This window comes from Zooshikella sp. RANM57 (assembly GCF_050749885.1).
Taxonomy (GTDB): domain Bacteria; phylum Pseudomonadota; class Gammaproteobacteria; order Pseudomonadales; family Zooshikellaceae; genus Zooshikella.
Genome location: NZ_JBOIUB010000001.1, coordinates 82603 through 105336, shown reverse-complemented (window position 1 = coordinate 105336; position 22734 = coordinate 82603). Strand labels below are relative to the sequence as shown.

The 22734-nt window shown below is 44.5% G+C and carries 19 protein-coding genes and 1 pseudogene; 1 reads left to right on the top strand and 19 read right to left on the bottom strand.

Going from position 1 to position 22734, the window contains the following annotated elements:
• Nucleotides 1-80: 80 nt before the first annotated feature.
• On the bottom strand, nucleotides 81-1922 hold the full coding sequence (locus ACQ96U_RS00510; protein WP_431719268.1) for a beta-ketoacyl synthase: 1842 nt from the start codon (nucleotides 1920-1922) through the stop codon (nucleotides 81-83).
• 194 nt (nucleotides 1923-2116) lie between these two features.
• Between ACQ96U_RS00510 and ACQ96U_RS00505 the strand changes: the two genes are divergently transcribed.
• The gene (locus ACQ96U_RS00505; RefSeq protein WP_431719267.1) at nucleotides 2117-3145 is read left to right on the top strand and encodes a GlxA family transcriptional regulator; all 1029 of its coding nucleotides are present in this window, start codon (nucleotides 2117-2119) and stop codon (nucleotides 3143-3145) included.
• A gap of 47 nt (nucleotides 3146-3192) precedes the next feature.
• Here ACQ96U_RS00505 and yidD read toward each other — a convergent pair.
• The 18 genes and pseudogenes from yidD to ACQ96U_RS00415 all read right to left on the bottom strand — a co-directional run.
• Nucleotides 3193-3336: pseudogene (gene yidD / locus ACQ96U_RS00500) on the bottom strand (membrane protein insertion efficiency factor YidD); the annotation flags it as partial.
• A 94-nt stretch (nucleotides 3337-3430) separates the two neighbouring features.
• Nucleotides 3431-4258 (bottom strand): hypothetical protein, encoded by an 828-nt coding sequence (locus ACQ96U_RS00495; protein ID WP_431719266.1) that lies wholly within the window; start codon nucleotides 4256-4258, stop codon nucleotides 3431-3433.
• Nucleotides 4252-4698, bottom strand: a complete 447-nt coding sequence (locus ACQ96U_RS00490; RefSeq protein WP_431719265.1) for an acyl-CoA thioesterase — start codon at nucleotides 4696-4698, stop codon at nucleotides 4252-4254. Before ACQ96U_RS00490 ends, ACQ96U_RS00495 begins: the two co-directional genes overlap by 7 nt.
• Nucleotides 4691-5974, bottom strand: coding sequence for an alanine racemase (locus ACQ96U_RS00485; RefSeq protein ID WP_431719264.1), 1284 nt, complete (start codon nucleotides 5972-5974; stop codon nucleotides 4691-4693). Before ACQ96U_RS00485 ends, ACQ96U_RS00490 begins: the two co-directional genes overlap by 8 nt.
• Nucleotides 5975-6480: 506 nt before the next feature.
• Nucleotides 6481-7587, bottom strand: coding sequence for a 6-phosphofructokinase (locus tag ACQ96U_RS00480; protein WP_431719263.1), 1107 nt, complete (start codon nucleotides 7585-7587; stop codon nucleotides 6481-6483).
• A gap of 381 nt (nucleotides 7588-7968) precedes the next feature.
• Nucleotides 7969-9090, bottom strand: coding sequence for a 6-phosphofructokinase (locus ACQ96U_RS00475; RefSeq protein WP_431719262.1), 1122 nt, complete (start codon nucleotides 9088-9090; stop codon nucleotides 7969-7971).
• A 389-nt stretch (nucleotides 9091-9479) separates the two neighbouring features.
• Nucleotides 9480-10820, bottom strand: a complete 1341-nt coding sequence (locus ACQ96U_RS00470; protein ID WP_431719261.1) for a flagellar hook-length control protein FliK — start codon at nucleotides 10818-10820, stop codon at nucleotides 9480-9482.
• 79 nt (nucleotides 10821-10899) lie between these two features.
• Nucleotides 10900-11238: an Hpt domain-containing protein gene (locus ACQ96U_RS00465; RefSeq protein ID WP_431719260.1), complete on the bottom strand. Its 339-nt coding sequence runs from the start codon at nucleotides 11236-11238 to the stop codon at nucleotides 10900-10902.
• A gap of 23 nt (nucleotides 11239-11261) precedes the next feature.
• On the bottom strand, nucleotides 11262-12992 hold the full coding sequence (locus tag ACQ96U_RS00460) for a SpoIIE family protein phosphatase (protein ID WP_431719259.1): 1731 nt from the start codon (nucleotides 12990-12992) through the stop codon (nucleotides 11262-11264).
• 18 nt (nucleotides 12993-13010) lie between these two features.
• Nucleotides 13011-13316, bottom strand: a complete 306-nt coding sequence (locus ACQ96U_RS00455) for an STAS domain-containing protein (RefSeq protein ID WP_431719258.1) — start codon at nucleotides 13314-13316, stop codon at nucleotides 13011-13013.
• Between the two features lie 89 nt (nucleotides 13317-13405).
• Nucleotides 13406-13861, bottom strand: a complete 456-nt coding sequence (gene fliJ / locus ACQ96U_RS00450) for a flagellar export protein FliJ (RefSeq protein ID WP_431719257.1) — start codon at nucleotides 13859-13861, stop codon at nucleotides 13406-13408.
• Nucleotides 13862-13956: 95 nt separating this feature from the next.
• Nucleotides 13957-15303 carry a flagellar protein export ATPase FliI gene (fliI, locus tag ACQ96U_RS00445; RefSeq protein ID WP_431719256.1) on the bottom strand — a complete coding sequence of 449 codons (1347 nt, stop codon included), beginning with the start codon at nucleotides 15301-15303 and terminating at the stop codon, nucleotides 13957-13959.
• A complete protein-coding gene (locus ACQ96U_RS00440; protein ID WP_431719255.1) occupies nucleotides 15275-16465 on the bottom strand; it encodes a FliH/SctL family protein in 1191 nt (396 codons plus the stop codon). The genes fliI and ACQ96U_RS00440 overlap by 29 nt, the downstream gene beginning before the upstream one ends.
• A 17-nt stretch (nucleotides 16466-16482) precedes the next feature.
• Entirely contained in the window at nucleotides 16483-17469 is a 987-nt protein-coding gene (gene fliG, locus ACQ96U_RS00435) for a flagellar motor switch protein FliG (protein WP_431720118.1), read from the bottom strand.
• 67 nt (nucleotides 17470-17536) lie between these two features.
• Nucleotides 17537-19288 (bottom strand): flagellar basal-body MS-ring/collar protein FliF, encoded by a 1752-nt coding sequence (gene fliF / locus ACQ96U_RS00430; protein WP_431719254.1) that lies wholly within the window; start codon nucleotides 19286-19288, stop codon nucleotides 17537-17539.
• A 38-nt stretch (nucleotides 19289-19326) separates the two neighbouring features.
• Entirely contained in the window at nucleotides 19327-19680 is a 354-nt protein-coding gene (gene fliE, locus ACQ96U_RS00425) for a flagellar hook-basal body complex protein FliE (protein ID WP_431719253.1), read from the bottom strand.
• Between the two features lie 20 nt (nucleotides 19681-19700).
• Nucleotides 19701-21209 (bottom strand): sigma-54-dependent transcriptional regulator, encoded by a 1509-nt coding sequence (locus ACQ96U_RS00420; RefSeq protein WP_431719252.1) that lies wholly within the window; start codon nucleotides 21207-21209, stop codon nucleotides 19701-19703.
• Entirely contained in the window at nucleotides 21197-22534 is a 1338-nt protein-coding gene (locus ACQ96U_RS00415; RefSeq protein ID WP_431719251.1) for a sensor histidine kinase, read from the bottom strand. Before ACQ96U_RS00415 ends, ACQ96U_RS00420 begins: the two co-directional genes overlap by 13 nt.
• Between the last annotated feature and the right edge of the window lie 200 nt (nucleotides 22535-22734).

The following is a 22734-nucleotide window of genomic DNA, read 5'->3' as shown; positions in this document are numbered from 1 at the left end:
TTTCCATGCACTCTAAAAATATAATCTCATCCTCAAGAGGATGTCGCAAATAGTTGCAACCCCCTCTTTATACCGTGATTTTAAACCATATCAGGATAAGGATTTGCTAAGTTTAAGTTTACTGCTTTTTCATAACCAGGCACATTGACCGCAGAAGACGTATAACCTAACGCATTGCTATCAATCACACCTTCACCAAAGCGATAAATAGGTGATCGCTGACCCGCAATACACTCTTCATCATAGTCCGAAACTGCTGCTTGAATTTTCTCATTACGCTGCCAGTACGCGGTCATTGCCGCCTGACCATGTTTCTTTTGTAGCATGTCAGTTGCCACATGAGGTGCTAAAACAGCTGCTGACGCATTATTACCACCAAAGCCCTTGGCATTGATAAAGGCAACATCCAGTTCGCTCGCAGGTACTTGTAAATGATCTAGTAAAATGTGCAGATTATCCTGATATACATCATCTGCCACTTCATTAATCGTGGTAATACCAGGAATAATACCTTCGGCCCAAACACCCAATGCCACCGCCAATTGATCACCCGCAGCCACACCCAGAGAATGCCCGACATACGACTTAATGGCAGTAACAGGCCAATGCGAAATACCAAATGTTTTCGCTGTTTCACTCAGAATATGAGATTCAGTGATACGGTTTTGTGGTGTGCCTGTACCATGCGCTAACACATAACTCTTAGGTAGTGCAGACTCTCCCAAAATTGCTCGCGCACAGGCAACCGCTTTTGCCATGGTTAAATAATTACCAGCACCAGGGCCAGAAATTGACTTTTTATAGCCATCCGCATTCACAAAAATATCACCGATAGCACCGTAAATAGTAGCCCCTAATGTGAGTGCCAGCTCATCATCACATAACACGAAAAACTGAGCCGACTCAGCCAAAGTAAAACCACAGTTATTACCAAAAGGACGACAAGCACGGCGATGGTTCACAGCAGTACCAGGTGCCAGCCCATCCAACTGCGTTAAACCTTGATCCGTTGCCAAAGCCCCCATAGTAGAATAACCATCAAAGACTTCTGGCAGTAATGGTGCTTCACTGTTACCTACAATGACTAACCGATGCTTACCACTACGAATCGCATCAATCCCTTGGCTCAGGTTATACAATAACGTGGCACAAGCCCCCATATTCGTGCCCGTTCCTCCCAAGCTGCCCACCACATAGGCATTAATAAAGTCGGCAGGCATTTCCGCAAACCCAAGTGGACATTGCTTTGAGGTCACTCGTTTACCCAGTAACCGTGCCTGCATCATCCCGCCATTGCCATTGTAATCCAATTGGCTCATGCTACTGCCTGCAAACACACCGAGTTCATCGGGCGCCAAAAAATGACCGATATCTGCCCAGTCAAATCCTAAAGACTGAATAGCATCAGAAGCACCATAAATAGAAAGCTGCAAACCACGAGGATGGTTACGGGATGGGTATAATTCCGCTGGACTAAATCCCATAGGCAACTGCCCAGCACTATTGACGATAGCCTGACGAAAAGCTGGTTGCAGTAGAGTTTCAGCCGACATTAGTTGCACATGGCTAATGCCATCTTCTTCTTTAAGCAGTTGCCAGTGTGCAGGTAATGGGCTTGGTAACTGCCGTGTTTTAACCTGTATTACACTACCAGCCGCCAAGCCCAGTTTTTGATGGTGTAATAACGCACTCGGATCAAATAAGTTTGATTCCAGCTGACGTATTAAAGTATGAGATTCTATAAACTGCCGATCTATCATTTCAGCAGGTAAATTCATTAGCTGTGCAAGACTTGATAACGTCTTTCGTTGTGCATCAGCAGGCAGAGCATCCAGAACCAAACGACGATAACCATGATGCATGGATGTACGGCCAGCAGGATTTATCCCTCCCATGCCAATAATCACTGGAAGTCTGGACAAAACACTCTCCTTAAATCAACAACTCATCACTAAATACAAACTCAATGTAAAACTTAATCTAAGTGTAAAAGCAGTTACTTAAAGCGATCTGGATTTTTTAGCCAAATTATCGGATTATATCGCCAACCACCGCGTGTTTTTCATAATGCTTAGCACCTTATAGCCATAGCAAGACTCAACATCATGGTTAACCAATGCCAACCCATATTACAGTATTAGCACTCCCTCATATGCTGGGTACGAGTATTACGCTACCGATGGAAATTCTCCATGCCGCCAATGCCAACCTGATTGCCAGCCATAAGCGACAGAATCTATTCGAAGTCACCTTGGCTGGCCAGACAATGACACCTGTGACCATTACTGGTGGCTTAACGATTACACCTCAAGCCAGTATTGAGCATATCGAGCAAACCGATTGCATCGTTATTCCTGGTCTTTGGCGAAATCCCGAACGCAGTCTACGCCAACTGCAACCATTTATTCAGTGGCTGAAAAAACAGTACCAACAAGGCGCTACGCTCTGTGCTGCAGGTACTGGAGTCACGCTAATTGCTGAAGCGGGATTACTTGATCACAAACCAGCCACAACTCACTGGTTCTACTTTGACAACTTTCAAAAACACTACCCTAAAGTCCAATTACAACAACATCACCTCATCACCCAGGCGGGCCGAATATATTGTGCGGGTAGTGTTAACTCTATGGCTGATCTGATGATTCATTTTGTCGGTGTGATATGTGGACAATCTATTGCGACTCGGGTTGAGCAGCAGTTTTCACAGGAAATTCGCCGGTCTTTTGAGTCTGTTCATTACTCATTTACTGATAATCGAAACTATTCAGATGAAACAGTGCTCCAGGCACAATTATGGTTACAGCAAAATTATCAGCTTGAAGTGGAATGGCCAGTGCTAGCCAGCCAGCTGCAAGTCAGTCTGCGCACTTTCAACCGGCGCTTTCGACAGGCAACCAATCAAACACCCACTGCCTATCTACGAAAACTCCGCTTATCTGCGGCAAAAGAATTACTTCAGCAATCTAACGTATCCATTGCTGAAATTAGTGATTTGGTAGGATTTAAAGATGAAAGCTATTTTGCACGATGCTTTAAACAACAATATTTATTAAGTCCATCGGACTTTAGACGATCAGTACGGGGTAAACTTTTTTCACTGTCAACCATTACCGGTACTGTGTCACCGCCAGGCACGGGATCATAACCACCAGGATGCCATGGATGACAGCGGAGTAAGCGACGCACAGTCAACCAAAGACCATAGCCAACACCATGTTGTTGGAGTGCTTGTTCAGCATAGTGCGAACAACTTGGGTAAAACCGACAGTTATTACCCAACAGTGGGCTGATTAGCCAACGATAGATTTTTAGCAAACCAAGTAAAAGACGCTTCATCAATCCTGGCCTTGTCCTTGTGTTACATAGCAATATGCCGCCAGTATAACGCAAACCTGTAAGTGAACCCAGCACATGGCTTTATAAGGTATTACTAACGCTGATGGAGGGGCTGAAGATATTGCCAAAGCTTTTCCTTAGATGAAGCACGAAATGTATGGAGATATAACTCTCTACCAGGCCCACTCGCCACAATCTGTTGTGCTTCTTTTAAGTCAAACGCGCCCTGTAACTTGGCTTTCAAAACCATACCTCTGTTTTTAGTGGATAGCCAATAAGGTAACGTATGCTTTGGTGAGTCCGAAGCAATTTTCATTGCCTCACTATGTGCTTTAGTGGGTGCCTCATCCTGGGTATACCCAATTATTTTCTCATTACCCTCAATAGCCGTTTTCAAGGTAAGCGCAATCACATCGGCACTCTCAAACTTCAAGTTCAAATCAACTTGCTGCTGATTAATCGCTCGAAAAACCAAACTATAATCGTAATACTGACCATTAGGACAAAACACCTTACCCATCACCTGCAGTTTTTTTTGCCTGCGAGCAAAACCATAAATGAGTTGCTGTTGGCATGCTTGTGCAGTAACAGGCAGCTGATTTTCCTGAAGCATGTCAGGTATCGCTTTAAGCGTCACAAAGCCTAATCCTGGCTGATGCTGCCATAATACTCTGTTATGTTTAGGGTCAATAACAGATAATCCTCCGCCTTGTGTTGTATTCCAGTCCACCACAAAATCACCTAACGGAAACTGCTGTGCCGCAAACAACACAGGAGAATAGTGCAGCTGTCGTTGTTTAAATAACTGTTCTGCTGTCTTTGCTTGATACCAAAGACCACCTGCTGCCAACATACCCAATACGCTAATGAGTAAAATAGCGCCACATACAATAGGTTGGTTATACCAAAATCGACTCAACATGTATCACCTGTAAGCCGCTGGTAAGTCGCGAGTAAACCTGCAGGAAAGCGACGAGGTTTACCATGTGGGGTAACACAGTTATAAGTACTCACCGCTCGGAGTAATGTTTGCTTATCCTTGGTTCTTACCAATTGAAATGTACGTTGCAATGCCCAACGCTCATCACACCGGGTAATCCAGGTGGCTAACTGCAAATGATCCCCAAGGAAAGCAGGTAGTAAATAGTCCAGGCAGTGTTGCCTAACGACTAATGCACATTGCCACTGCTGATAATCATGAAGGCTAATCCCTTCTGCAGCAATTTGACGCCATGCGACTTCCTGTAACCAGTTTACATATACTGCATTATTGACATGTCCATAGTGATCAATGGCATCCGCCTGAACTAAAATTGACATGACAAAAGGTTTGGGAAAATCCCAAATTTCAGTCTCACCCATGGCTCACTTCGCTAATACTTCGTGATAATACAGGCCATTTTTCTACAATTTGTCCCCGCCTGACAATCAGCAAGTCCTCAAATTCCAACATTACTGCTTCACTTTGTTGTGGCCGAAAAAAAACAAAGTCATCCATCGTCAATGCTGTACGAGTCGAGCTGGTCAGAATTTCCTGATTTGAGCTTCGTCCATAGAGACGGTTAAGACTCAAACCTCCGGGCGCTTCAGGGATAGCTTTCCAATACCCTCCATAGATAAACAGCGCTTGTCGCCAGTTAGGGTTCCACCAACCTATGGCCTTAGAAATCATCTCTAAAAAGGGTAGCTCAAACCGATTCAGTTTTTTTAATATAGGTGTTGCTATGAAGTAGGCTGCATGGTGGCCCCTCAGCCAGGGATGTTCAAAACCCTTAGGCATAAGTAATGCGGAGCCTACACTGATGTCATTAAATAACGACATATGTTGGTAAAACATATAGGTTTGACTGCCTGCACCATTTAACGTTAACTGGTCATGCCATAAGTCTGGAAACTGTTGTTGTATAAAGCTCACTAATTGAGTGAATCGCCTGGCGACTTCATCTCTAGCTCGAAATAACTGTTGTTGTTTACGCCAAGGCAATGTAGGTAGTTTGGCAATATGGGCTTCGTACCCCATTAAACCACTAAATTGAAGATAACGAGGATGATCCGCAATTAGCCCCAATAATACCGAAAGTTCATCAGCCGAACTTACTCCACCCCGGTGCAAACCGATATCCACTTCCACATTAATGCTGAGCTTGATTTGATGCTGTCGTGCAAAACGAAGATACTGTCGTAGCCGCTCTGGACTGTCGATTAACCATTGAATTTGGTTCAGTCGCTGTTTTTGCTCATCATCGCATGTGTTCCAAAATCGGGTGACCGCAGCAATCGGTAATGGTTTACCTAATAAAAAATCAACATCATGGTAATAGCGATGCAAAAAGGACAAAAAGGGTCGATGAAAAACCATCAGCCGCCGGCTCCCTGTACGATCCATCAAATAATTAATGAGTGGTAAACAAGGAATAGACTTCACTACTAAACGCAATTTAGTTTCACCATGAAGCCGTTGTTGGACAGCTTCAAGATTATTATCGACGGTATCCAAGTCAACCAACTGAGAGGGTTGTCCTCCGGCTTTTTTCTGAAGCTGCTGGTTTAGTAAAGAAAAATAATGATTATAGGGTTTGCCCCTGTCTTTAGGACGAAGCAAAAATGACAGAATAATTAACAATAGAATCCATTCCATGGTCTGCTCCTCGGACTAAAAAAACGCAAACTAAATGAGGGTATACATAATAATTAACGCATAACTGCACCCACTTTAGTGGGCAAATGATGTGTTGAGTATTATCCATAATATATTCAACTAAAAATTTGGCTTCAGAATACGCGAGTTCTCGCTTAATTCAACTCATAAAATTACCTCCTAAAGTACACACAAGCTAAAGCCAAACAGCTTGTTATAAGTCACTCCTGTATTCGCATCATGATCCTGCAAATAATTCGGTCATTTTTCGTTTTACCAATAACAGTCTTCCTCCCCATAAACTCGTTCTGTTGTATTTTTAAAATCAACAAGTAATAGATAAAGAAAAGAAAGTGTCAAAAGTGCTTCAGAAAATGGCTGGTTTAATACACAAAAAGCGCTGGCAAAATGCGCAGCGCTTTTTGTTTCATTCCCGAACTACTGTTAAAGTAGCCAGCAGTTCTGTCCAAACAATCCCATAAAAGGGACTCGCCTAAAATAAGTTTTTATTGATCACCAAAACTTGTTCCGACCAAGCGAGCTGTTTCTACCCAAGCATGATCAACTGGGACACGGTTTGTGGTATTTGCAACCTCTTCAATAGCCACAGGGACAATTTCTTGGCCTTTAACGGCAACCATATTGCCAAACTTTTCTTCGTGAATCATTCTTGCACACGCAGTACCTAAACGGGTTGCGAGTAAACGGTCAAAAGATGAAGGCGTACCGCCACGCTGCAAGTGACCTAAAATCGTTAAACGAGATTCTTGGCCTGTCACTTCTTCAATTTCTTGAGTCAGTTTAACACTATGTCCAACACGTGCACCTTCTAAGCGACGAATTTTTTCTTCAAGCTGATCTCGCTCTGCCTCATCTTCTGTTGCAGCCAGTTGTTTTTTGAGTTCTGCTACCACTTTAGCATCTTCTTTAGTAATCGCACCTTCAGCAACCGCTACGATACTAAAACGCTTACCTGCACGCGCACGACGCTTAATAGCTGCAGAAATCATATCTACATCGTAAGGAATTTCTGGCAGTAGAATAACATCAGCACCACCTGCAATACCGGCTCCCAGTGTTAACCAGCCAGCTGAGTTACCCATAATTTCCACAACCATAACGCGGTGGTGACTGGTTGCTGTGGAGTGCAGACGGTCAATCGCTTCGGTTGCAATACCCAAGGCGGTATTAAAACCAAATGTTACATCAGTACACGCAATGTCATTGTCAATCGTTTTAGGCATGGTGACCACATTCAACCCAGCCTCTTTTAAACGCATTGCATTTTTATGGGTACCATCACCACCCAAGCATACTAATGCATCAAGGTGATGGCGATTATAGGTAGCAACAATTTCATCGGTCATTTCTCTGGTACGAGCAGGCGTATCACGACTTGTACCCAAGATCGTTCCACCATCAACCAAAATGCCTGAAAGTGTTTTTCTGTTTAACTCTAAAGTCCGGTCTTGTGCCATACCACGAAAACCGTCCAGGAAACCGACAAATTGCATGTCATATTGATTTTGGCCCGCCCGAACCAAACCACGAATAGCCGCATTTAATCCAGGACAGTCACCGCCACTGGTGAGAACGCCAATAAATTTAGACATACGTAAAGGACCTCCAAACACTTATATAACTAGTACTTATGAAACGGTAGTCTGATTGACATGAAAGAACTTGGTAGTTGTTTTAATGATAATTGTCTTTTCTGCATCAGACGAAAAAACTTCTAACGGACTCTAAGGAACAATGGTTCAAGTTTTCGATACGTATGTGGCTGATTTCTGTCGATAGCTGCAATTATATCTATCGCATCGAGAGCGACAACTTTAAAACCCATTAATACTGAGCTAAAGCAACATATTGCACGTCAGAAAAATATTTTTATCCATTGTTAACACTCAAAATAAAGGAAAATACAACAGTTGGAAAACATTAAATAGATAATATTACATAGTGTATTTTTCATTAACAAAACGTATCAATCATTAAATCCCCAAGCAGATTCCTATCTCTTTTGCCGTTTGTACCCAAGGATGATTTTCTGGCACTCGTTTCTTGTCCAAAACCACTTCCTCAAGAGGAACTGGAATTAATGACTGCCCATTAACAGCAACCATCACCCCGAATTGGTTTTGGTGAATTAGCTGAGCAGCCGTTGCCCCCAAGTGTGTTGCCAATAAACGATCACCTGCTGAAGGCGTTCCTCCCCGTTGTAAATGGCCTAAGATTGTTAATCTCGACTCTTGTCCGGTGAGCTTTTCAACTTGTTCAGTTAACCACACACTATGATCTGCATGTTGGTTAGCTATCGCTTTTATTTGCAGTTTTAACGCTTTTCTTTCGGCTTTATCTTTTACAGTACTTCGTTGCTGTTCCAGCGCGGTTAAACGCTGAGCTTCTTCAACGGTTAAAGCGCCTTCTGCATAAGCAATGATACTAAACCGCTTGTTAGAACGAACACGATGCTTAATAGCTTCAGCTACGGTTTCCAGTCGATAAGGTAACTCCGGCAATAAGATAACATCAGCCCCTCCTGCAATACCGGCACCTAATGCCAACCACCCAGCATTATGTCCCATGATTTCTACCACAATAACGCGGTGATGACTCGTAGCGGTGGTGTGTAAACGATCAATAGCTTGGGTAGCAATGCCTAATGCGGTATCAAAACCAAAGGTTACATCGGTAATAGCAACATCATTATCAATGGTTTTCGGTAGCGTAATGACATTAAGCCCTGCCTCTTTTAAACGCAGCGCATTTTTTTGAGTTCCCCCTCCACCAATACACACCAGTCCATCTAAATGATTGCGATGATAGTTTTCAACGATGGTCTCCGTCATATCAATCACTTTGTTACCAATAGGCATCTTGTGTGGTTTATCCCGACTGGTACCTAAAATCGTGCCTCCGTCTGTCAAAATCCCAGAAAGGACTTGATCATTAAGCTCCATCGATCGATCAAGGGCAATGCCACGAAAACCATCTTTAAACCCAATAAACTCCATGCCATAGCCATACTGGCCAGCCTTTACCACTCCACGAATTGCAGCATTCAGACCAGGACAATCTCCACCACTCGTTAAAATGCCAATATGTTTGGTCATTTACAGCCCCTGCGTTTGCGTGTTGTCTATACCCTTTGTTATGGATATACCTGAAAGTAAGAAAACAATTACTGATAATTAAAGTACAAAGTTAAGCTTTTGCTGGTGAAAAAAACAAAAAACCATGCTCAACACGTGCTGAACATGGTTTGACGTTACCTATCGTATAAAAAGCGCTAAGGTGATGACAAGGCGGTCATGCACTAAGTAGCTGAATTATTACTCATTCTTTTACAAATAGTCGATACTGAAAACAACATTTTCAGTTACCACTCAATTATTGCTGAGTACTATTAATTTAGAAAAACATGTAATGTTGTATTTAAGATAACAAAAGACAAATATACTTAGTATGCACTTATCTTCTGCAATTTCTTTAGGCATGATTGTTAAGCATAAAAATCCACCCCCCCCACTCTGCCACCGATAATAGGCTGGACAACCGCTTGCACTTCCACGCCTTCTTCTGCTGCCGACACATTAGTCCAATCACTCTCTACATCACGACCATTATGGTCCATTGCACCTTGATGCTCCTGTCGATCATGTCCAGACACATCGACATTAACATCCGTAAACCCTTGTTGCATCAGTTGCTCACGAAGGCGCGCAATTTGTTGTTCAATGGCATCTCTGACAGGAGCATGGTGGCTGGTAAAACTAATATTGGCCTGGTCATGATGAATATTCACTTTGACTTCAACAGGGCCAAGGTCTGGAGGGTCTAATTGTAAATGAGCAAGTTGCACACCTTGCCCTGTCAGCCAACTCACTTGTTCACGAAACGCCTGCCCCCACTCAGGTGCTCTTAAGGTTGGTGCTACCAGCGTACTAAGTAGCATATCTTGGTTAGCCGCATTTGCATGGGGTGTTGCTGTCATCAAGCTGCCAGCTCTATCGACTAAAGACGATACTGTATTTTGTTGATTCACTGCTTGCAGATTTGTATCTACATTCGTCGCACCAAGGCCACTTATATCAACATCTTTAGGCATTACTCCAGCCGATAACCCTTGAAGTAGCTGAGAAAAGTCAGTGGATGTGCTATTGCTCCCCCGATTTAACATTGCCTGCTGTAATGGGGATAGTGAATGCTTTGCTAAGCTATCATTGTTATTGTGTTGACCCTGATTATCTAATAACTGCTTTAAACTGATCGCATCACTATTACCTTGCCCAGAAGCCAGAGAAAAACTGCCACTATTCATATTTTCTCTTAGTTGCATAAGTAGCTGCTTATCCTCAGACATCAACGATGTCAGCTGAACAGCTTGAGGTATAACCTGAGCATTTTGTGGCAGTAGTGAGTCAAGACCAGTCGTTACCTGGCCTGACGATGACAAACGTAGGTAGTTTGTTTGAGCAGAGGGTAATGTCGTTGTGTTTGGGTTACTACTGGCAACCGGTTGCCGGCCGGCAGTCCATTGCATAGCCATAGGCATAAACAGCAAGAAGGAATCCGCACCGTCATTGATAGCATCACTTTCTAATCCCTGAGGCGTTTGTGCAGTTAAACTCGCCTCTTTTTCCTGATGCTCAAGTGATTTATGTAATGTCTTTTCCTCAGAACGGCTTTGTGTCGTTTCGCTTTTATCATGCAGAATCTGTTTAAACTCACTCTGGTCTGACTCTACAGAACTGGAACTTTCTTGAACATTCTGATGCTCTCGCGAAGCTTTATCCTTAGATTTAGAATGCCCCAGCTCAAAAATACCCATTTGCTCACTCATAGCCATTTCTCAACCCAAATTAATGTAGGGATCCTGACTGCATTCACTAAAAAGTGAGCAAACTTTATGCCCAACCAAGTTAATCGGTGAGGGTCTCTTTTAACAACCTTGATACGGTTTTAAACTCTTGCTGTAACCCTGCAATTAAAGACGAAACAGGTTCAAGTTGCTGTTCTCTCGCTAGGTTTTCAATTTCCCTTGCTTGTTGGGCGAGAGGCGTAATAAACATATTTAAACAACTTCCTTTGAGACTGTGGGCCAGCTCCCTCATTTGTTCAGCATCCTGATCTAAGAGCGCCTTATCCATTGCCGCAATCCGCTGTTCACTATCACGAATAAAGGTTTCTACCAGCTGGTTATATTCATCCTCCATCACTTCTTGTAGTTCCTGCAACGCTGCTAAATCAATATGTTCCATAGTGTTTCCTTACATCATATGCATCAGTGATGTTCCTTACGAGCACTATCCAGCTCATTATTCCAAGCATATTCAATAGTGACTTGATTACCCACATCGGAATAATCTATCCGCCGACAAAAAGAACGCAGTAAATTGACACCTCGACCATGGTAGTTGGTATCTTGAGTGATACGGTTCATCATCTTCTGGTAGTCAAATCCTGGTCCACTATCAGCGACAGTAATAATCAACACCCCACCCTGCTGTTCAATCTTATGCTCCAGCCAAAAGCGAATAAAACCATCGCCTAATTGCTGAAGTCGACGTTCACGCTCAGCATAATATTGGGTAAAACCATGGAGTGAAGCTTTTAACGAAGAGTCCATCCCTAACACACCATGCTCTAATGCATTGGAATACAGCTCAGCCAAAATGGTATACAACCGACCGCTGTGTAAATTCACCCCAGGAACTTGCATTAAACAGTGCAGAATTAATGGTATGGGGTTATAGCTTTGCAGCGTCTCAGAGCGAAACTCAAAAGAAGCCGACCAGTTTCGTGCACCACGAATAGTACTAGGCTCCACAGGAACCGGCTTATCACTAAAGCTCTCCCGAGAAACCATACTGATCTCGATCATGGATAGATCATCTGTCGGCTCACCAATAAAACTAAAAACAGACTCTTTGATTTCATTAAAAAGCTGATCAGGGTCTTCGTTATTGGCAAATACCGCTTTTAAACGCGCCTCACCAAAAAAATGTTTCTGGTCATCTTGTGCTTCAATAACACCATCTGACCAAAGATAAAGCCGATCACCATACTCAACCTCAATAATTTCGTAGCCGGTATCAAACTTATCGGGAGGTAAAATACCTAACGGTAACCATTTTGAAGAAAGGACATCGAGTGTTTTGGATTGGGAACGGTATAGATAACAATCAGGGAGTCCGCCAATCCATACTTTCATGACTTTGCTGTCAAAGTCCACATCCACCATGCCACCACAGCAAAAACCACTGACCGGCAACACCTGTTTCATTTTGCTGTTCACTTCGCTCAATATTTCAGGCATGGAAAAGCCTTTAGCCACCATGTGGTAAAAAATTTCAGCAAGTGGCATAGCCCCAATTGCGGCTGGTAAACCATGACCAGCAAAGTCCCCAAGAAATACCAACATCCCACCTGAAGGCTTACGTGCAGCAATTAATACATCACCATTAAACATGGCATAAGGCGACTGTAAATGCTGTAAGTTATGCGCATTCAAGCAACCAGAGTGAGCGACTTTGTCAAAAATTTCCTTAGCAAAAGCCTGCTCTTGAAGTAGCCGCTTATTGTGACCCGCAATCTTATCCCGCTGAACCTGCAACGTATGATGCATCATCCGCATTCGGTTAAATGCATTTATTTTTGCCTGCAAAATCAGTGGACTGTAGGGCTTTGATAAAAAATCATCTCCCCCTGCATCTAAACATTCCGCAAGAGACTGAGCATCTTTTAACGAAGTAAGAAAAATGACTGGAACCAACTCTTCACCCGCCAACTGCTTAATTTGCCGAGCCGCCTCATAGCCACTCATGACGGGCATTAAGACATCAAGTAACACCAGCTGGGGACGCTCAAGAAGAAATAATTCAACAGCCTGTTGACCATCTTCTGCCGTCACGACGCGATGACCTTGCTTTTGAACCAATGACCGCAAGATCATCCGATCTGTTTCAGAATCATCCGCTACTAGGATTTTGAGAGAACGCTCATCCAGCTCCATGATGTATCACATTATTTGTTACTGAATGGAGAAAAGCTGTTCAAAGTTCGAAATGAGCAAGATTTTTTTTACGTCCGGTTTACAGTTAACAATACGAATATTGGCTGTATCACCTCCTGCATGATCGCGTAACAAGAGCAGCATGCCTAAGGCAGAACTATCAAGGTAAGTTGTTTCATTAAGATCAATAGTGTACTGATTGGGCAACTTATCCGTGCGTTCGTATGCATCTCGAAAAGATTGATGTTCACTAAAGTCAAACCGTCCCTGAATGCGAATGGTGAGCTCAGATCCATCCTCGGATTGTATGGCAGTTACGGCCATGAATTTCCCCCTTGCTCCTTTCCCAAACGATGGCTAATAAAATGCTTTCAATAAAGCATAGCCTTTAATTATTAAAAACACAGGTGCAGCTACGGTCCTTGCTTGCCACGAATAAACTGCTGAGTATTTACTTCATCTGCGTCCAACTGCTCTTGCTTTTCTTCTTGCCGTTGCTCTTCTTGACGATAACGACCCAGCAACTGTTGCATTGTTTGTGTATGCTGATGAGCTTCAACCCAAACATCCCGCAACGTTTCACAGTGTTTATTAATATTATCCACCTGCTCTTGCTGCTGGTGTACAGCCTGCGTTAGCTGAGCAAGAAACTGACTCATCTGCTGCAAACGACGGACAGTCACTGGACGACCAGCCGCTGGCTTTGCATTTTCCTGATACTCAGTCTCATAGTTCAACAGCTGCTCAAGCTTTTTTTGCTCATATAGCAGTTGTTCTTGCAAACGGCCAAACTGTTTAGCGGCTTGAGCCTCTTTGACCTCTGCGACACGAAGTACCGTCGAGAGACGGTCCGAGCGTTTCGTTTCCATGACATAACCCTTAAAGCAAATGATTTACTTCGGGGTGAGCCGCGAGACAACCGACTATAGCAACCGACCATTACAATCAGATCATCATCTATAGACTAAGGTTGACGCTCTGCCATTAAGGCTTGTAAACGTTCAACACTTTTGGCCAGAGACTCACTTTCACGCAACCCTTGCTGTAAAAACTGCATCATTGCTGGGTTCAATCGAATAGCCTCATCCGTGGCCGGATCACTACCTTGTTGATATGCACCAATTGAAATTAAATCACGATTTTTTTGATAAACCGAATAGATTTTTTTAAACTGCTGGGCCATTTCAATGTGATTTTCATCAACAATTTGTGGCATTGCCCGACTGATTGAGGCTTCAATATCAATCGCCGGATAATGACCTGACTCAGCCAGTTTACGGGATAACACCACATGCCCATCTAAAATGGCCCGAGAGGCATCCGCGATAGGATCTTGTTGATCATCCCCTTCCGTTAATACGGTATAAAAAGCAGTAATTGAGCCTTGTCCCGTTTCATCCGTACCCGCACGCTCTACAAGTTGAGGAATTTTGGCAAATACTGAAGGTGGATACCCTTTAGTGGCTGGCGGTTCGCCAATGGCTAATGCGATCTCACGCTGAGCCTGGGCATAACGGGTTAAAGAATCCATTAATAACAATACGCGCTTACCTTGGTCGCGAAAATACTCTGCAATACGCGTACAGACTATGGCTGCCCGCAGCCGAAGCACAGGAGAATCATCAGCAGGTGCGGCAACGACAACGGAACGCTTTAAACCTTCTTCTCCCAAAGTGTGCTCAATAAACTCTTTGACCTCACGCCCCCGCTCTCCCACTAACCCAACAACGGTAATATCAGCACTGGTAAAGCGAGTCATCATACCCAACAGGACACTTTTACCCACACCACTCCCTGCAAATAGTCCCAACCGCTGACCATTACCCACAGATAGCAGTGCATTTATTGCTCTTATGCCCACATCCAGTGGCTCTTTTATAGGAAAACGCTGCAGCGGATTAATCGGATGTCCTGTTAATCCCACATAATCATCAGGTTTTAATGGACCTTTTCCATCAAGTGGTTTACCCAATCCATTTAGCACCCGACCCAGTAAATTAAATCCTACCGGGATGAGACTTTCTCCTTCCAAAGGCAGAACACGTGCGCCAGGATGAATACTTTGTGTAGCCATCAATGGCATCAGGTAAATTTTATCCTCATCAAACCCCATGACTTCAGCTTCTATCTTTTGCTGACTATCAGTAATAAGCTGACAACGCTGCCCAAGCGCCATTCGACAACCCACTGCCTCCAGAGTTAAACCAACTACCCGTGTCAATCGCCCCTCCACTTGCATGGCAGGGCAACTGTTTAACGCCGCTTGATAAGGCATTAATCGCTCAGTCAGTGCCAGGCGCTTGAGTCTCATTTGGCTTGCCTGTGTTGTTATCTGAAGATGTTGAACTCAGCGTCTCTGCTTGTGCCTGATCAGCACTTGGTACTGAGGGTTTGGTATTCGCTATAGCGTTAGCTGCTTTTGCTGAAGATGAGTCTGGAGGTACTTGATGTTGCATCTGCTCAAGACTGACGGCATGCACATGCAGATGCTGCTCAGCTATGGCATCCACATAATGCGCCAATCGTGAAGCAACGCTTGCATCAACCATGCTGTGATTGGTCTCAACACGACAACCACCAGGCAACAATTGCTCATCAGGAAATAACTGCCATGTCGCTTGAAGTTGCTGCTGAAGATCACGGATATATCCCAAATCTTGGGGATGTAAATACACGTGAATCGCTTGCCCGCCTGCGGGTAGCATGCGCATCGCTTCTTTTACCAAAGTAGTAATTTGGCTTGAGTCCGCATGAAGCTCTCGATGAATGACATTGCGCGCAATCTGAGTAACCATATCCACCAATACCTTGGTTAATTGCTCATCCTGCTCAGACAAGGGTTGGAATAATCCATCTAATACTGAAGCCAACTGTTGCTGAATCTGTTGCAATTCACCTTGAATGGCTTGCCGTCCCGCTTGCTGACCTTCTTGAACACCTTTTTGATAACCTTCTTCATAACCTTGTTTTTGCCCCTCAACCAAGCCACTGCTTTTACCTTCCTGCTGACCTAAAGCCAAACCATCCTGATAGCCTTTATCACGTGCTTTATCCAAGGCATCCAGCAATGCTTCGACGGTCAACGCCGGCTGTTCGCTGCCTGTCGTTGTCGGTGGGTAATGCGTCACCGCTGGAGGTATCGCTTCACTCGCATCCTTGACTTCATTCTCCAACCTATTTTTAGGCGCTGTTTTTTGCTCATGACCAGGAGACATCTTTGGCTTGATGGCTTGAGAATCTGGTTTAGGTGGTGGGCTATGAGCTGTAGCTGAATGTGCATTTTTTTCTGACTTAACGGTTGAGCGAGGAACATAATGCACCGACTCTTTAGGGATGTAATGCGGCCCTTTTGGGTCATTTTTAGCTTGGCTACGAACAAGATGTTTGGCACCTGTAAAATTAGGTAGTCCTAGTTTTTGAAAGGCTTTTGCTGCTTCGCCTCGAATAATGGTGCTTTCTTGCGATTTTGGCATATGTCAAAACCTATCCCCTAAACCATTTCCTCGCCACCTTTACCCAAAGCTATTTCACCTGCTTCGGCCATCCGTCGAGCAATCGTCAGAATTTCTTTTTGAGATGTTTCAACTTCACTGATCCGGACAGGTCCTTTCGCTTCTAAATCATCCCTGAGCAACTCAGCAGCACGTTTTGACATATTTTTAAAGATTTTCTCTTTAACGGTTTCGTCAGCCCCTTTGAGAGCAATAATCAAAACATCTGAAGAGACCTCTCTAAGTAATGCCTGGATACCACGATCATCTACATCAGCCAAATTATCAAAGACAAACATCAAATCTTCGATTTGAGTCCCCAAGTCCTCATCAACCTGTTTGATTGACTCCATCAGTGGCGCTTCAATAGAACCTTCTACATAGTTCATAATATCTGCAACGCGCTTCACCCCTCCCATAGAGGTCGTTTTGGTCGTACCACTACCCGAAAACTGGCGTTCTAAAATATCATTCAATTCCTGTAATGCTGCAGGCTGAACAGTGGTTAATCCTGCAACCCGTAACATAATGTCTAACCGTACTTTTGGGTCAAAATAGCTGAGAATTTCCGCCGATTGGTCCGGGTCCAAATAGGCAACAACAATCGCCTGTATTTGTGGGTGTTCATAACGAATTACATCAGCCACAGCTCTTGGTTCCATCCATTTCAATGTATCCAATCCTGTCGTATTTCCCCCCAGTAAAATACGATCAATTAAGCCACTGGCTTTGTCTTCACCTAACGCTTGAGTTAACATTTTGCGGATATAACCGTCAGCACCCACACCTAAGCCCGTTTCATTACGCACAATCTCAATAAAGAACTTCAGCACTGATGTCACTTGGCTGCGATTAACATTATCCATTGCCGCCATGGCCGCACCTACACGCTGAACTTCTTTTGGTCCCATATGACGCAAGACTTCTGCTGCTTCAGACTCACCAAGACTCAACAAAAAAATAGCCGCACGCTGTACGCCAGACATTCTGGAGGCCAGAGCCGTTTCTTCAGTAGCACCCGCACTTTGAGTGGGTGCTGGACTTGCTTGTGCCTCAGCCATCTTCGGTTACCCATTGTTTAATGACTTGCGCGACCCGACCAGGGTCCTCAGCTACTAAGCCTTTGACTGCATTAAGCTGCTGCTCATAACCTTCATGGGGACCTGGCAGTAACATACTTCCTCCCCCAGATAAACTCACTTGATCCTGTGCCATTTCGGTGTCAGAAAACTCACCAAAAGCATCCCCTTCAGGTCCACCCAGTACGGCTAATTCATCCTCTTTTTCTTTTTTCTTACCAAACAAACTCAGTACCATAGGTCTGACGACTCCAAACAGCAGCACGATTATAAATATGCCAGCCAGTACCTGTTTGACCACCTCCCAAAACCAGGGTTCTGTCCAAAAACTAACCGGGGGAATTACCTCTTCAGGAGAAGGCACAAAAGAAGCATTAACCACATTAACACTGTCACCCCGAGTCACATCAAACCCTACAGCATCTTTTACCAGCTGGGAAAAACGATCAAGATCCGCCTGACTCCAGGGAGAGTATGTCACTTCGCCAGAGTCAGGATTCACCGCCGCTCGATCATTAACGACAACTGCAACCGTTAATCGCCTGATCTGCCCTTGCTGAAACCGGGTATAACTAACTGTTTTATCCAGTTCATAATTTCGGGTCTTTTTCGAGCGAGAATTAACGGCTTTCGAAGCAGAGGTATTTTCTGTAGCCGTAACCGTCGCAGCCTGATTTTCTGTATCAACTTGTTCAGGAACAGTGACTTCACCAGGTGGTTGATTTGATAATGCCCCAGGTACACCACTCGCCGTACTTTTTGCACCTTGCGTCTCATCTAACAACTGTTCACTGCGAATGGCTGGCGCATCTGGATTAAATTGCTCTACAGCTTGCTCAATATTATTAAAATCTATATCGGTTGATACTTCTGCTTGATAATTATTTTTACCTAAGATGGGTTCTAAAATATTGTGCACACGTTGTGTTAGCTTTTCTTCAACACGAACGGTATAAGCCAGTTGTTGATTGGCAATTTTTAACTCTGTATCTTCCTTGCGTTCCTCAACTGATAATAATGTGCCATGCTGATCAACCACTGTAACGTCAATTGCAGCCATATCAGGCACACTGGATGCCACCAAGTTACGAATAGCACTCACTTGGTCGGGCTTTAATCCTCGCATTGGCTGCAAATCAATAAATACCGAAGCACTGGGCTTACGGCGGTCGCGAACAAATACTGTGCGTCGAGGTATAGCCAAATGCACACGTGCCGATTTTACCGCGCGCATACTGGCAATCGTACGAGCAAGTTCACCTTCCAATCCCCGGCGGTACCGTGCATTTTCCAGAAACTGACTGGTACCCAGCTCCTGTTCTTTATCCAATACTTCCAAACCGACCGTGCTGTCACTTTTAATACCCGCCGCTGCCAGCTTGAGTCGTGCTTCAGCAACATGTTCTGCGGGTACTAAAATAGCGCCACTTTTCGGTTCAACCTTATAGCGGATATCACTGGTTTCCAGCACATTCAGCACTTGAGCTGCATCATAGCCTTCCAAAGAGCCATAAATGGGTTGAAAGTCCGGCTCCTGAGACCATAAAACAATGCCAAAACCAATGGCTACACTGGCTGCCAGTCCTACTAAAAAGAGCACTTGCCGAGAAATTGACAAATCATTGAGTACATCAAAGAATGGATTGCCACTTCGAGCCATGGGTACAGCCGCTGTACCTTCAGCTTTTGCGCCTGGGCTACCAGGTTCAGTTATCGGGTCAGCCATTGCACGACTACTCCTGTCTTCCTAAACTCATGCATAACCTAAACTGGCATTTTCATAATTTCTTCATAGGCCTGTACTAACTTATTACGCACTTCAACCATAGCGTCAAAAGCCACACTGGCTTTTTGGCCTGCCACCATGACATCCGATAAGCTCACTTCTGGATCACTAAACTGGTAGCGCGTTTTTAAATCACTTGATTCTTGTTGTAACTCATTCACAGAATCAATGGCTTGCTTAAATAATGTAGCAAAATGAGGTGTTTCCTTTTGCTCAACGCTTAACCCTTTTTCAGCTGGAAGCACTTGGTCTACCGCAGGCTTGATTTGGCTCTCCAGTTGCATTGCTCGCAAATCAAGCATCATCCGATTGAGTGTGACATTATTGTTCATCAGTCCCGCCTCATAGTCTGCTAGGCAATCATCGTTTCAATATCAATACCTTGCTCTCGCATTTTGGCGAGCTTATAACGCAATGTTCTTGGGCTGATACCCAGCTTTAGCGCTGTCTCTCTACGCCGTCCCCCTTCAGCACGGAGTGCATCAATAATTAACTCATATTCACGCTGTTTAAGATCCACACCTAATGGGCCTGACTCTATTGCACGCTCAAAACTACTCTCCATAATGGTACCTGTACTGTTAGCAATCTCATCCACCCCCTCTATTTCACTTGCGGCCAATTCTTTAGCCATCATAGTCTGTGCATTATTATCAATGGCTGCCGATGTATTGATTACGCCTTCTTTTAGTGTAGGTACCATGCTCGGTAACACGGGTTGGCCAGTTGTACTGGCCGTTGCTAAACATAAGTCAGCTGGGCGGATAATATTGCCTTGCTGTAAGATCAGCGCACGCTGAATGGCATTATCAAGCTCTCGGACATTACCCGGCCATGTGTATTGCAGGAGTGTTTTTTTAGCTTCATTACTAAGCTTAACAATGGGATGTTTTAACTTACGGCAGTGGACCGCTAAAAGACGTTCTGCGAGGGGAACAATGTCTTTCTGACGAGTCCGCAACGGCTGCCACATCAGCGGAAAGACACAAAGTCGGTAATATAAATCTTCCCTAAACTCACCACGTTGTACATAACTCAGCATTTCCCGGTTCGTTGTTGCAATGATCCGCACATCTAAACGAATGGTCTTACGCCCCCCCACCCGCTCAACCTCTCGCTCCTGAAGTACACGCAGTAACTTAGCCTGTAACCCTAATGGCATCTCGGTAATTTCATCGAGTAACAACGTTCCGTTATTTGCCAGCTCAAACTTTCCAGGTGAACTACTGTAAGCCCCAGTAAAAGCACCTTTTTCATGACCAAATAAAGTAGCCTCCAACATGTTTTCTGGAATGGCGGCACAGTTGATGGCCACAAAGGGCTGCTCACTTCTTGGTGAGTGTTGATGGATGTACTGCGCTAGCACCTCCTTCCCTGTACCACTCTCACCCGTAATTAAAACCGTAGAATCCGTAGCGGCTACTTTTCTGGCTAACAATAGCAGTTGACGACTACTTTCTTCTTCAGCAACAGGCTCATCACAACTTTTTTTCGGGGTGCCCTGTAATACCCGCCGAATTTCAGCCAATAACGCATCAGGCTCAAACGGCTTAACCAGATAATCGACGGCACCTTGCTTCATCGCTTCGACTGCTTGGCTTACTGAGCCATAAGCGGTCATTAGCAGCACTGGAAGCTGAGGTAAATGTTGGCGAACCCACTGCAATAACTGATAGCCATCCACCTCCGGCATATTGACATCAGATACCACCATATCGATGGATTTACTTTGCAGTAACTGGATGGCTTGTTGCCCGTCCTCTGCCAGCAAGTAATTAAAATCTGTCAGCGCCAAGGTATCCGCTAACGCTTCGCGTAAATCAGGATCATCTTCTACGATCAATATGGTTATCTTGGCCATGATGTATCCTCTTCAGGTTTACCTGCAGAAACGGCAGATGTATTTAAGGGCAGGAGGATTTGGCAGACAGTGCCTTGCCCCTCTCGGCTATGAATCGCAAACTCACCTTGATGCGCTTTCGTCACTGCTTGTACAACAGCAATACCTAGCCCTGTACCATGGGGTTTAGTGGTAAAAAACGGTTCCTGCGTTTGTGCCAAGGTTTTGGCACTCATACCAGGCCCGTTATCTACCACTGATAACCGCAAGTATTGTTGGTAGAGGCTACAAGAGATCACCAAGGTAAGGTCTGTTTTCCCCGCCTCGAGTGCATTGTTAACCAGGTTCATCAGCGCCCCGATTAACGCATCCTTGTTACAACGAATAACGTAAGGTTGCTCTAACTGATAACGCCAACGCAGGTTGACCCGATTAGCCTTAACCTGGCCAATACCCATCGCGCTGCCTACGGCTTGCTGAAGCTCCTGCCACAACGCCTTAACCATTATCTTATCTGCTAATACCAGTTCCCCTTTGGCAAAGACCAACATGTCACTCACTTGCCGTTCCAAGTGCGTTAGTCTAGACATCAGCTTGTTTGCAAAAGCACTACACTTTTCTCTAGGAAGTGACGGATTTTGTAAATGACCAGCATAAAGCATGGCTGTTGAGAGTGGTGTGCGAATCTGATGGGCAAGTGATGCCACCATTTTACCTAAGGCGGACAGCCGCTCATGGTGACTTAACTGTTGCTGTAAGCGGCGAGTTTCCGTCAAGTCAGTGAGCAGAATGAGCTGCCCAGGTTCTAATTCCAGTGATCGGGTAGCAATACTGACCCGCTTACCATTTTTCAACGAAATTTCATGCCCATCATCTTCTCTTGGCGCAAAACAACGATTAATCACTGATAGCCAGCGCTCACCTAAAAGCGGCTCGTCTAAAAGCTCAATGGCCGCAGGATTACACTGTTGAATGACCCCATGACCATCCAGCACAACGACGCCACCAGGTAACAGGTTTAATAAATGCTCAAGCCGGTTTGCTAGCCGCTCTTTCTCAGCCAGCTCTTGCAGCCGCTGTTCGCCCACATCGGCCAGCTCACTTTTCAATGCCTGAACTCTGCCAGCTAATTGACGGTAAGACTCTGAGAGCTGCTCAGACATTTGGTTAAACAGCGAAAATGCTTTCTCCAGCCCAGTTCGATCATCTACAGATGACTGGACATCCTGCAGTGCTGCAGCAAATGCACTGGGTTCTGTTTTGGCAGCCTCTGCCATTGAGATAGCCCCAGTGGACACGGCTTTATAGTTTGAAGTTTGACGTTGCCTTTCGACTCTGCCCGTCATAGGCTCGACTCCTTGCCAGGCACTTAACCCGCGCCTTTATTCACATGTACTCACGAGCTTTCTTACTAAGCCATGACTACAGCAATGTGATATAGTTAAACTTTTTACAGATAAAGCAAGGTCCAGGCCAAGCCTAAATAGTTCGATAATTCAATAGGTTAGAAACTTGATTTCGGAGAGCGTCAATTTACAGACTTTGA